General features: G+C 55.8%; 1 protein-coding gene. It reads left to right on the forward strand.

Annotated features, from left to right (window positions below; translation table 11 throughout):
- Positions 1–654 (forward strand): condensation domain-containing protein (locus tag ABEW32_RS26320; protein ID WP_430193257.1); only part of this gene is annotated, 654 nt, incomplete at both ends.

Genomic DNA, 654 nt, shown 5'->3' on the forward strand with positions numbered 1-654 from the left:
GCACCCGAAGGCAGCCTGCAAAGCGGAGCCGACTATGTTGCACCGCGGACGTGGGTGGAAGTGAAGCTGGCGCAAATTTGGCAGGATGTGCTGGGCCTGGCGCAGGTCGGCGTGAAGGAAAACTTCTTTGAGATTGGTGGTCATTCCCTGCGGGCGACGACACTGGCCTCGAAGATTCACAAGGAGCTGAACAAGCCGCTTCCCCTGCGCAGTATTTTTGAAGCCCCAACGATTGAGCAACTGGCCGTTGTATTGGAACAGCTGGATCAAGTGACGTATGCGTCCATTCCGGTAGCGGAAGAGCGCAGCTTCTATCCGCTGTCCTCGGCACAGAAACGACTGTATGTGCTGCATCAGTTCGATCCGCAGGATGTGAACTACAACATGCCGTCGGTGCTACAAGTGAGCGGTCCGCTGGACGTGAAGCGGGTGGAACATGCTTTCCGTCAACTGATCGCCCGTCATGCATCCTTGCGTACCCGCTTTGACCTGATCGACAGTGAGCCGATGCAATGGATTGAGGACACGGTACCGTTCGAGGTGGAATATACGAAGGTACAGGCAGAGGGTATGACTACGGATACAGACACGATGGCCAGCAAGGAAGTGCAGGAGCTGGTGAGTCGCTTTGTCCGTCCGTTTGATCTCAAAGCT

It is taken from the genome of Paenibacillus jamilae, assembly GCF_050482105.1.
In the GTDB taxonomy this organism is placed as follows: Bacteria; Bacillota; Bacilli; order Paenibacillales; family Paenibacillaceae; genus Paenibacillus; species Paenibacillus jamilae_B.